The organism is Psychrobacter sp. PG1, from assembly GCF_014897815.1.
GTDB lineage: Bacteria > Pseudomonadota > Gammaproteobacteria > Pseudomonadales > Moraxellaceae > Psychrobacter.
This window is the reverse complement of the sequence record NZ_JABUZG010000046.1, coordinates 30385-42785: the sequence shown is the minus strand read 5'-3', so window position 1 is coordinate 42785 and position 12401 is coordinate 30385. Positions and strand designations below refer to the sequence as shown.

Annotated in this window: 7 protein-coding genes; 1 reads left to right on the top strand and 6 read right to left on the bottom strand. The window is 43.6% G+C overall.

Annotated features, from left to right (window positions below; translation table 11 throughout):
* Positions 1 to 43: 43 nt before the first annotated feature.
* The 6 genes from INT03_RS03800 to cysM all read right to left on the bottom strand — a co-directional run bounded on the left by INT03_RS03800 (position 44) and on the right by cysM (position 8212).
* Positions 44 to 484 carry a hypothetical protein gene (locus INT03_RS03800; protein ID WP_193007710.1) on the bottom strand — a complete coding sequence of 147 codons (441 nt, stop codon included), beginning with the start codon at positions 482 to 484 and terminating at the stop codon, positions 44 to 46.
* 328 nt (positions 485 to 812) lie between these two features.
* Positions 813 to 1751 carry a bifunctional DNA-formamidopyrimidine glycosylase/DNA-(apurinic or apyrimidinic site) lyase gene (gene mutM, locus INT03_RS03795; RefSeq protein WP_193007709.1) on the bottom strand — a complete coding sequence of 313 codons (939 nt, stop codon included), beginning with the start codon at positions 1749 to 1751 and terminating at the stop codon, positions 813 to 815.
* Positions 1752 to 1804: 53 nt separating this feature from the next.
* Positions 1805 to 4357: a RelA/SpoT family protein gene (locus INT03_RS03790; RefSeq protein WP_045453697.1), complete on the bottom strand. Its 2553-nt coding sequence runs from the start codon at positions 4355 to 4357 to the stop codon at positions 1805 to 1807.
* Positions 4358 to 4741: 384 nt separating this feature from the next.
* Positions 4742 to 6283: a 23S rRNA (uracil(1939)-C(5))-methyltransferase RlmD gene (gene rlmD / locus INT03_RS03785; RefSeq protein WP_193007708.1), complete on the bottom strand. Its 1542-nt coding sequence runs from the start codon at positions 6281 to 6283 to the stop codon at positions 4742 to 4744.
* Positions 6284 to 6371: 88 nt separating this feature from the next.
* Positions 6372 to 7196, bottom strand: coding sequence for a 3'-5' exonuclease (locus tag INT03_RS03780; protein ID WP_193007707.1), 825 nt, complete (start codon positions 7194 to 7196; stop codon positions 6372 to 6374).
* 47 nt (positions 7197 to 7243) lie between these two features.
* Positions 7244 to 8212, bottom strand: coding sequence for a cysteine synthase CysM (cysM, locus tag INT03_RS03775; protein ID WP_193007706.1), 969 nt, complete (start codon positions 8210 to 8212; stop codon positions 7244 to 7246).
* 495 nt (positions 8213 to 8707) lie between these two features.
* Between cysM and INT03_RS03770 the strand changes: the two genes are divergently transcribed.
* Complete coding sequence (locus tag INT03_RS03770; protein ID WP_193007705.1) at positions 8708 to 12256, top strand: ATP-binding protein; 3549 nt, start codon at positions 8708 to 8710, stop codon at positions 12254 to 12256.
* Positions 12257 to 12401: the final 145 nt, after the last annotated feature.

Sequence of the window (12401 nt, the reverse complement as noted above, 5' to 3'; positions counted from 1 at the left end):
CTTTAGCGCAGTTGTATCATTTAACCAGCTGTTAATATAAAGACTATGGTGTAACTACGACATAATCGTTGGTATTAATCAAAATCTCAGATGGTTGATCAACGACAATACGGACAACATTATCATTAGTCACTTGTGATTTGTAATAGTTGTCTTCAGCCACAGTACAACCTAAACAACGTCCCATCGCATCCCAAGGTTCAACAAAAAGTTTCTGCTGCGCCTGATCCGCATTACCACCGATAAGCGAGAAGGGTAGACTAACTAGGTAGGCGGCAGTACCAGCAACGGCACTGACCAGTTGTAAAGGTTTACCCACTACAGTATCAACCACCATTGTCTCATAAGAAGGCCCAAAGTCTGTCTCATCAATTTCTATGGCTGCCAAGGCAGGCTGCATAGTAGCAGCCATTAAACTTAAGCTTGCGGCTATAGTAAAGGCTTTTTGCTTAACTGTGCGTTGGTTTTTGGCTTTAACAGTCATAACGATGTCCTAAAATTCATAATTGGTATGATTATTAGCTGCTGCTATTTCCACACAGAGACAATTTCCCTATATAAACAATGCGCAACGGTAAGTAGGCTAAATATATTACAGATATATAAACATTATGCACTATTTATGTAAGTGCTCATACTATTAAAGCAATATGTGTGTCAATAAGCAACAAAAATGGCGCGCGATATAATGATATTAGTGCAAAATAATAGGACACTTAGTCAAGAGTATTGTGCTGCTATATTATACGACTTGATACCTAAGTTATTCTGGTACTTAAGGCGAAACAGATAGTGATAGTTTCAGATAATATTTAAAGGATTGGCTGACAGTTGGGACAGAATACACTGGCGCGACCATTAATTTTGATATTCTCAAGCACAGCATCACAATGCGGACAAGTTTCTCCTTGTCTACCATAGACATTTAATGTCTGCTGGAAGTAACCGGTTTGACCATCTGCTACGGTGAAGTCTCGCAGTGTCGAACCACCAAGCGCTATCGCCTTTTGTAGAATAACTTTAATATGATCGACCAAAATAATCATCTGAGCATAGGACAGTTGGTGAGCGGGGGTGGCTGGATGAATAGCTGATAAATATAGGCTTTCAGTTGCATAGATATTACCGACACCCACGACGACCTGTTGTTCCATGATGACTGATTTTATAGCGCGAGCAATGGGCTGCTTCTTTGATTTGGCTTTGCCAATTGCTACAGTATCAGCACTGTGATCAAGCAAGTTTGACCGTTGAATCAATTGATACAGGTAGTCTGCAGTAAATTCATCTGATAATGGCTCAGGACCTAAATGATCTAATAGCTTAGCACTATAATCTTTGTGCCATAGCACTGACCCAAAACGTCTTGGGTCATAGTAATGTAGTTGGGATTTTGTATTATTAACGCCCTTAAAAACAATGATGAGATGATCATGCTTGCGCTTTTCAGTACCGTAGCTCTGCTGTTGCAGGCTGCCCGACATGCCTAAATGAACCAAAAGTTGACGCGGTACTAACGTAGCAGTTTGAGCCGCAGCGCTATCATCATTGGGTAATAAAGGTAAAAAGTTAAGAATTAAATATTTTGCGCGGCGCTCAACGCTATCTAGCATGTAATCAATCAAGCTATCTAAATCATCTGGCATCGCCCAACGCAGCTTTGGCTGGAAAACTTTTATATCGATAATGCGTTGCCCTAATAACGGTGCAAGGCTGGTTTTGGTTGTTTCTACTTCAGGCAGTTCAGGCATGATATTTTTATAATAACCTTATGATTCAGTGGACGTACTTTGTGAGTTTATATCTAAGCGACGGCGCGGCGAGCATGCAAGATACCATGCTGTTGCTCTAGTTTCGCTAAAAGCTTAGATAGGTGTGCCAATCCTGAGACTTCAATATGAAATTTTAAAAAGGCAATGTTATCATCATTACTAAGCGTTTCAACTTGACGAATATTGACATTTTCTTTATCAATAATTTGCGTCAAGTCACGCAACAGTCCGCGTCTATCATAGGCTTCTACGTGAATATCAACCGGTTGATAACGACCAGCTTGTACCCGCCACGAAGCCTCTATTTCGCGCTCAGGATCGCGTTCAATCAAGCGTGAATATTCAGGGCAACCACGATTATGGACACTGACACCTCGTGATAAGGTAATGTAACCAGCAATTGGCTCACCATGCACAGGGTGGCAACAGCCTGCTAGATTGATTTCTATATTATCCAGCCCATCGATACGAATTTTATAAGCATCAATTTTGCCTGCCTCTCTAGCATCTATACTTGGCGCAAAATTTTCTGGCGGTCTTTCAGGTTCTAGATGTAGCTGACGAGAGATGTGGCTGGTGAGTTGGTTGAGACCAATGTCGCCTGTGACCAATCCAACGATAATATCATCAGTCGTATTGACATGGAAATGCTGAATATAGTCGTTTAAATCGATGCTATTGGGATGTACCGATAGTCGTTCAAGCTCTTTACTGAGCATTTGACGACCAATTTCAATGTTTTTATCACGGTCTTGCTTATTGAACCATTGACGCAATTTTGAACGTGCACGGTTGGTATGAATGTATCCAAGTGAAGCAACTAGCCAATCACGGTTGGGCTCACGTGATGCTTTGGTGATAATTTCAACTTGTTCACCCGTTTTGAGTTGATAGGTTAATGGTACATAGCGCTGATTGACTCGCGCAGCTTGGGCACGATTACCAACTTGTGTATGTACATAATAAGCAAAATCAAGAACGGTCGCCCCTTTTGGCAGTTCAGTAATGTCACCATCACGGCTAAAGATATAGATGCGTTCGAGCTCGTCAAAGTCAACGAGTTGCTCTTCTTCGTCAAACTCCATACCCTCTATTTCTTCACCAGTTAGTAAAGATGAGCGCGGTTGGTTACGGGTTTCATTATTGATAGATAACAGTTGGCGCAGCGAGCTGATTCTTTGATTAAGATAATTGTCTTTTTTATTCTTTAGACCTTCTTTGTAGTTAACATGAGCACACATACCAAGCTCAGCTTCGAAGTGCATTTCATGAGTACGAATTTGCACTTCCAGTGACTTGTTTTCAGCAATGACTGCCGTATGTAGTGAGCGATAACCATTGGACTTGGGGTTGGTAATATAGTCATCGAATTGTTCTGGAATATATCGCCACAAGCCATGTACCAATCCAAGCACGTGGTAACAGTCTGATGGATTGGTGACCAATACTCGCAGCGCGCGAATGTCATAAAGCTGATCAAACGATAAGCCTTTGAGCTTCATTTTTCGGTAGATAGAGTAGATATGCTTAACACGTCCAGAGACTTCACCTTCGATATTAGCCTCTGCTAGTGCTTCATTGAGCTTATCTTGTACGCGCTGAATATAGGACTCGCGTTCGCTGCGTTTTTCGGAGAGCAGTTTGGCAATCTCTTTATAGCGTTCAGGCGCAAGGTAGCGAAAGGCTAAGTCTTCTAGCTCCCATTTAAGTTGCGCGATGCCCAAGCGATGCGCCAGTGGTGCATAAATGGTCATGACTTCACGCGCCACCCGATTCTGACGCTCTTCATTAGAAAAGGTCAATTCGCGCATGGCGAAAGTACGCTCAGCCAATTTGATAAGCACGACACGTACATCATTGGTGACGGAGATTAGCATGCTATAAATATTAGATAGCTGGTCGCGCTGATTGTTTACGAAGTGATCTTCTAGACGCTTATTGCTTTCAATAATCTCAGACAGCTTACCCATTGCCAAGGTATCTTTGACGAGGGTCGATATGTCTGCACCGAATTTTTTCTCGATATCAGCGAGGCTTATGATTGATTTTCGCGCACTACGATAGAGCATTGCAGCCACAAGAGCGTCTTCGTCTTGGTAGAGATAGGTCAATATGTCTGTCATGCCAATACCAGTGACATAAGCGCCTGAACGCTCAGACTCGCTGGTATTCATATGACTGCGAATAAATTCACAAGCAGCACTCAAGTGTGGTACAGACTCTTGTCCGATACGTTTGGCGACGTTGTCTAACCAAGTAGGAACATCAATATTGACTTGATCTAAATCAATCGCTTCGAGCTCTTTATCTGACAGAGCATTATTTTTATCTAAAAGCGGGTTATCAGAATATTCGTTTTCAAGCTTTGGATCATGACTATGAAAGGCATGTAGTGCTGAGCGATCAAAAGTGGTGTGTAGCTTATGAGTGGACAGCTGGTATTTGATATCGAGGGGGATTTGGGCATAGCTATTGGCAGACTGGTGCGAGCGTTGGCTCGCGACCAGTTGAGCGGCAAGTGCTGCACTATCGGCTTGGGTGGTCTGTCCATCCACCAGCGGTAATCCTTCACGAATTTTTACCATAGCCGACTCCTCTTAGCTATTTTGAATTGATTATAACCTCATCTACTATGCACACACGTTGAACTTACGATTCATAAAGTATCAGCTATAAACCAATATAACTGCTAAAAAATCTGTTTTTTAGCAGTCATAAAATGCGCGTAAAATATATAAAGCTATGAGTGCAAACGTTCACAAGAATGGAAAAAACCAGCCTAGGAATATTGTTTACTATTATCTCACTTTAAAGAGACAAATCAAGCGAGGCTATGTAATGTCTGCGGTTAATCAGGATAAATAACCATCATTTTTTTGCCACCGCTTGACTCAAATTTTGAATCAAGCTCAGTGACATGCAGTATGACTATTGAATGCTCTGAACCGCTTACTTAACCGTAAAGTGAATTACACCGCTACTTTTTCAAAACGAGCGATGGACTCAACATGGCCGGTATGACAGAACATGTCCATTACGCCAGCATGAGTCAGACGATAGCCTTGCTCTAATAATGCTTTTGTATCACGGGCGAGGGTTGCAGGGTTGCAAGAGACATAAACGATTCTCTCAGCGTTAAATTTCGGCAAGTACTGCATAATTTCCCAAGCACCAGAACGCGGCGGATCGATCAATAGCGCATCAAAGCCCTGATTCGCCCAAGGTTTATCGGTACAGTCTTGCGTCAAATCTTGGCTATAAAATTCTGTATTATTGATGCCGTTACGACGTGCGTTATCGGCTGCACGTGCGGTCATCGCTTCGCTGCCTTCAACACCAACCACAGAACCTGTCTCACCAACGAGGCGCGCGAGTGGCAAGCTAAAGTTGCCTAGACCACTGAATAAATCAAGTACGCGTTCACCTGCTTTTAAGTCTAACAAATCGCAAGCAAGCTTGGTCATTTGACGATTAACGGACAGGTTCACTTGGGTAAAATCTGTCGGGATAAACTCGAAAGTCAAATCGTATTCTGGCAATTGGTAATACAAACGACCAAATTGCTGGCTCATGTCATCATCTGCAGTCAATGCAATACGCTGGATACTGTCCGCACCTTTAGACTGCAAATATAGCTGCCAGTTGCGTGCGGCAAAAAACACTTTTAGCTTTTCTATATCAGCGTCTGATAACGGCTCCAAGTTGCGTACGATAAGTGCAACGGGCTGATTGCCATCTGGCAGCTCAGGCATTTCCTCACCCATAGCCAACTCAAGCTGAGCAATCTTGTTACGGCTCTCTAGCGTACTAATCAGTGTTTTTAAGTTTTCAATCTCAAAACCAATTCTTGGATCTAAAATATGACACTCATTTAATTCTGCCAAAAAGTTACTTGAGCGCTCACGAAAGCCGACAAGCGCGGTTTCTTTTTTGGTGACATAACGCACACCCAATCGTGCTTTGGTACGATAACCAAGACGATCACCAACCACTGGAGCAAGCCAGTTATCAGGCGTGACACTGGCTTGGTGTATCAGCATTTCAGCCAATACAGATTGCTTAAAGTTGATTTGACCGTCTGGCTGCCAGTGTTGCAAATTACAGCCACCACACACTCCAAAATGTGGGCAGGGCGGTACGGCACGTTCAGAATTTGGGTTGGCAGTAATACTGACAGCCTCGCCTTCTTCAAAGCTGGCACGGCTATTGGTTATTTTGACCAAGGCACTTTCACCCGGCAATGCAAAGCTTACAAAGATTTTTTTGCCATGTTTGTCTTCGATATGGCCATCGTCTATACCAAAACCATTACCATAAACGGCAACGCCGCGACCATCATGCGACAAACCATCAATGGTGAAGGGCAGAGGTTCTGCATCCTTTAGACGGCGGCGTGTCTTTGATGAGGGTTTAGATTTTTTCTTATTAGGCGGAATAGTAATCGTTTGGGTCTCGCTCGTTACTGGCGTAACATCAGAGATTATAGACGTTTTTGAATCGGTGGGTTGCATAAACCTGCCTTAATAATAAATGATAAATAACTAAAAAAATGAGGATAAACGCGATGTCTTATAACGCGCCTTCTTATAACTTCATTTGTTATGATGTGGGTGCAGATGACCAATCAGCGATGAAGTCTTGATGACGAGCATGACCATCCGCTTGGGTGTATTTTACCAAATAGTCGTAGCTCTGCTGCTGCCAAGCGTCAAAATCTTGTGAGGATAATTGTCCAGTTAAACGCAACCAGCGCAAATAGATTAGCCATGTATTCATGACGTCAGACTCGCAATAAATAGACAGCGTTTGCCAGTCATTAGTGCTGACAAGCTCACCAACCATACTACCGTCGACAGCTGTTTTACCCGGTAGACCATATAAGCTTGCGACAATATCCATGGCTTCGCGGCGGCTGGCACCATACTGGCTAAATCTGTCCATCAAATCAAGGTGACGCGTGTGGAAGCGATTGACATAATTATCAAAGCGCATATTTTTGATGCGCTCGCCTTCTTCAAATAACCATGGCGCTGATAACTCGTATTGCATAGCTCGATATATCAGTACAGGAATATCAAAACCTGAGCCATTCCAACTAATAAGCTGTGGCAGTTTTTCGATGTCACTAAATGCCCGAAAAAATTTGGCAAGGATGTCTTTTTCACTAAATTTATCAGCGGTCAATGAGAACAACGAAAACTTGCCGTCTTTGATGTATAACGCTGAGATACAGACAATACGTTGCAGTGGCAAGCGCATAAAGTCATGCCCAGCTTCTTGTATTCGAAGCGCTGTGAGTGCGCTCAATGCATCTGTATCATTCAACTCTGCCAATTGCGGATAGATACGGCGCGCCGCATCGGTATCAGCGACAGTTTCGATATCAAAGACCAATATAGGGTCGGATGGTAGAGCTTGTGACATAAGAAATCCTGATTAAACCAACTAAACTGAGCAGCGTTGTCTGTGCGTTAATTAACTTCTATATTGTTATCGACATTGCTGTCGTCAACGTTATATAAACCCGTTGATAAATAACGATCGCCGCGATCACAGACAATAAAGGCGATGACGGCATCAGGGTTTTCTTTAGCGACTTGTACGGCAGCCCATGCTGCAGCACCTGATGAAACGCCCGCGAAAATACCTTCGGTTTTCGCCAGTTTGCGCATATAAACTTCTGCGATACGCTGATCCACATCCATGATTTCATCAACCAAATCTGCGTTAAAGATACCCGGCATGTAAGCTGCAGGCCAGCGGCGAATACCAGCAATCGAAGCTTCTTCATCAGGCTGTAGTCCGATGATTTTGATATCTGGATTTTGTTCTTTGAGGTATTGCGATACACCAGTAATGGTACCAGTGGTGCCCATTGAGCTAATAAAATGAGTGATTTTCCCTGCTGTTTGCGCCCACAGTTCAGGCCCTGTGGTCAGGTAATGGGCTTGACTGTTATCAGGGTTATTAAACTGATCCAATACGATGCCTTTGCCATCTGCTTGCATTTGCAGCGCCAAATCGCGTGCGGCTTCCATGCCTTCATCCACCTCGATTAACGTCGCACCATACGCAATCATGGCATCTTTGCGCTCTTGAGTTGAATTGGTTGGCATCAGTAGCGTTATCGGATAGCCACGCATCGCCGCGACCATGGCTAAAGCGATACCAGTGTTGCCACTCGTGGCTTCAATCAGCATGTCGCCCGCTTTGATGTCACCGCGCTGTTCTGCTTGATAAATCATATTAAACGCAGGACGATCTTTAACAGAACCCGCTGGATTGTTACCTTCAAGCTTGGCCAGTAACGCAGCACCATTGGTCAGCTGCTCTTGCTCAGGTAAGCGCTGTAATTTAACCAATGGCGTCTGACCGACGCAATCAGCAAGTTTGGTGACTTGAGTAATGAAATTAGGGTTGGAGATAGCCGTTGCGGACATAAAGTATCCTTGTTAATTTTTAAAATTGATTTTTAATTACCGTTTATTTTTTAATTGTCATTTTGATTTTTGAATAAATATCTTGATACGGCTGCTATTGAGTGAAGTGAGTAATTTGATCGTTAATGATATTTCTACCGCTTTAACCAAATAGCAATAAATGAAAAGTTGCGTCATTATATCATTTTGTTTTTGGCTACGCTGAAGGCATCAAGAGATTTTGGTAAATGAGTGGTGTTTAAAAAGGGCTGGACAGTTAAAATGCCTTTGCGTCATAGCCACTCACCATGATCGATGAAATGCGTTATAGTTATGGCAATATATAGGTACGGCAAGAACAAGAATCACTAAATTTATCATGGGTAGGCAGTTATCATTTTTGAAATGAGAATAGCTTTGAAATAAGTACAGCCCCTAAAAAGTTTATTATTGGCTAACACCGCTTACCGCCGCTATTGATTCATAGTGCAATTTTCTGTAGAGAGTAAAGCTAGCATGGTATACAAAAAACGTTTTGATACTAGCAGTGCGTATGGCCAGTTGATTATATTGGTGTTTTTACCCATTTGTATCTTGGCAGCGGTGGGCGGTATTTTGGTCTTTTATGAGACCATGCGTGCCAGCAATTCCGAACAAGAAGTATTGGCGGAGGCGGTGCTGATTCGTTATACCCCAGCGATTGCAGAGCTAATCCCTGAGCTGTTAGCGCAAGAGCGCCAGCAAGCAGACGGCGAACCCAATATGGATGGCGAAGTTAGGGCAGATGATGCCACTCAAACGACCATCACGAAGCTTGAGGAAATCCAAGATAAGCTGGGTCGTATGCAGTCCGAGCAACATGTACAGCGTATTGCGATCATCAATGAAAGCAATCAAGTACTCGCCGCAGTCGGTTATGGGCTGAACGAAGCATGGCCTGCAATAGACACAACAAAGAATTTTTTATCGCAGCAACCAACGCCTATTGGAACCGCTTATGGTAGTGTATTAGGGGAGTTTGAAGGACAAAAACTGTGGCTGCTCGTCGATATGGACAATGAACCACTCTACATCGCCCGCTACCGTATCGCCATGGCGTTAGTGATTACTGGCTTGTTCACCATTTTGATTTTATTGTTGAGTTTAAATATTTATTCAAAGCGCTGGATAGCACCAATTTATGAGCTACGTTTGCAGTTGCAGCGTACCCATGTCGACAATCTGTATCAGCCTATTCCCGTTGAGTCAGATGGTGAGCTGAACTTATTACAGCAAGATTTGGTCAAAACGCTACGCCGCCTGCATAGAAGCTTTCAGGAATTAAAAGACCATGCCGAGCAAACCGAGGATGATTTGCGCCTTGCGTTTGATGAGATGGAAATGCAAAACATCTCTATTCGTAATGCACGTGATGCGGCAATTTCAACCAGCCAAGCCAAATCGGCGTTTTTGGCCAATATTAGCCACGAGCTGCGCACGCCATTAAACAGTATCGATGGCTTTATCAATTTGCTGGCAAGGCATGGCGAATTGAATCCTGAACAAGATTTGTACGTGCAAACCATACGTAAGTCATCAGCACACTTGCTTGCCTTGGTTAATGATGTCTTGGACTTCTCTAAAATTGAAGCGGGCAAGCTGGTACTTGATCGTCATGAGTTTGACCTTTATGACACCATTTATGACGTGGTCGATATGCTTTCGCCGGTATCCGCAGAAAAAGGTCTGCGCATGGCGGTGCTGTTTTATAATGATGTGCCGATGCGTATCAATGGCGACGCCCTGCGCCTCAAGCAAGTATTGACCAATATCGTGGGCAATGCGATTAAATTTACCGACAGTGGTGATGTGGTAGTGCGTGTCAGCTTAGATGATCATCGTGATAATTATCTCATGATCAGTGTGCAAGACAGCGGTAAGGGCATCTCTTTAGCCGATCAAAAGATGCTGTTCCAAAGCTTTAGCCAAGGTGACCCTTCAATCACTCGTCAGTATGGCGGCACAGGGTTGGGGCTCGTTATCTCCAAGCAATTGACGCGGCTGATGGGCGGTGATATTGGCTTTCATGATAATGCTCAAGAGAATATTGCCAATCAGGGCGCAACGTTTTGGTTTCGGATGCCAGCACATGTCGATGTGTTGGAAGCTGCTACTGGTCAGACGATTGAGCTTCCAGTCTTGGCTCCGCTGGCGAGTGAGACCGATGAGTTTAATGTATTGGTATGGATCAATCATACCGCCTCTATCCAAGTGCTCAAAGCCAGCTTGCAATATTTGCCGATTAAATTGACCCAAGCCAACTCATTACCAGGCGTACTTGAGTCATTAAAAGAGCATGGTAATTATTGGGATTGGGTCATCGTCGATGATGATACCCAAGACGATATGATGGCGTTACTCAAACAAATTCGTCTGCATTATCAAGGCAAGCTTGCGGTATTTGGCTATCAGGTTGCTGCCGATCAAGCATTATTAAATCGTTATCATGCCAATATTTTGTATGAACCTTTAGACAAAAGACAGCTCTATGCCATGCTCGACACCCAAAATCGCAGTACCAAAAAAAGCGTGCAAGAACCGCGCTGGACAGGGGTGACGGTACTGGCAGTCGACGATCATCTGCCCAATTTGTTGGTGCTCGATGCATTACTTAGTGAGCTTGGCATCCAAGTCATCACAGCGAGTAGTGGTTTTGACGCTATAGAAATTATCAGTAAACAACAAACCAAAAATATCAAAACCACGAAAAATGATAAGCAAAGTCTGTCGAATAAAACGCAAATCTCTAAAGCTGAAACGCGCGATGAGGTAAACAAGAAATCAAATAGTACGCTTTATGAAGAGGTGAATACCGACGATAAAGTTGCTACTCAGGATAAAGGTCATATTGATCTAATATTCATGGACATCCAAATGCCGCGTATGTCAGGGCATGAAGCTGCAAGACAAATTCGTAATATTGAAAATGATGATAGCCGTATCCCGATTATTGCGTTGACTGCGCATGGTTTGGCTGATGAGCGAGACAAACTGATCGCCAGTGGCATTAATGACTATGTGGGTAAGCCCATTAGCCAGCCTCAGTTATTACAAGTACTGCAAAAATGGCTTGGACGCACAACGACAATGCCGCAGTTAACAGCGTTGCCTGATACCAATCTGCACAGTACGGATGTGCACAATACTGATGTGCAGGTCATCGATTTATCAAAAGAGAACTCACACTCTACCGACTCACAAAATAGGGAGGCTGAAACGTATTCAACGTGGCCATCAGACTCTACAACCATTGCTTATCCTATGGTGAAAGGGGATGAAAATAACCGTCATAGCGGTTCTAATACAATCAATCAGCCAAAAATAACGCGTCCTTTATCATTGAAGAAAATTCGTGATAACTACTTGCGAGACAGCCAACCTCGTGAGGATTATAGACGCGAAACACCGCGTGATACCCAGCCACGCTATGAAAACTTACGCTTACATAAACAAGGACAGTCGCCACTATTAAAGCCATCGGAAATACCGATAAATAGTGCTCATGATGGAGTGGCAACGCCTACAGATTCCCATACATATGCGCAAGGAACAAAGAGTTGGGACAGCAGTCACCACCATTTAAGCCATCACTCTTTGGGGGCTAACGAAAGTGATGGGTTTGCTATTTTAGATTGGCAAGACGCGTTGACCCGCTCAGCGAATAAGCCCGACTTGGCAGCCAAGCTTATCATTATGATGCTTGATACGATCAATGATGAAAAGCAGGCGCTGACGCAAGCGTGGGACGCCCGTGATCGCAGTATGCTAGCGCAAATTGCCCATCGCATCTTAGGCGGCAGTCGTTATACTGGTGTGCCGCAATTACGTCAGGCCAGTCAAGACCTAGAAGATAAGTGCTTGCTGAATGTCCAACACACCACCCCTGCGCAGTTTGCCATGCTTGAGCCATATTATGCCGCATTAATAACAGCGTTAAATAATTTGCAGGCGCTGGATTTATCAGCCTATCCTCAGCTCAATTATCATCGTTTGAGTGAAAATGATATGACGTGGAAAATGATTTAGAAGTGATGGTTTTATGATAGTAACGATGAATCGAATCGTTGCAGTCAGTTATTGATGAGGTAGCGTCGTAACAAGGCTGTTAATATTGTTGCCATCAGCTTTAGACATATCGGCATCATATTGAGATGCCATTTCTATTTTATTC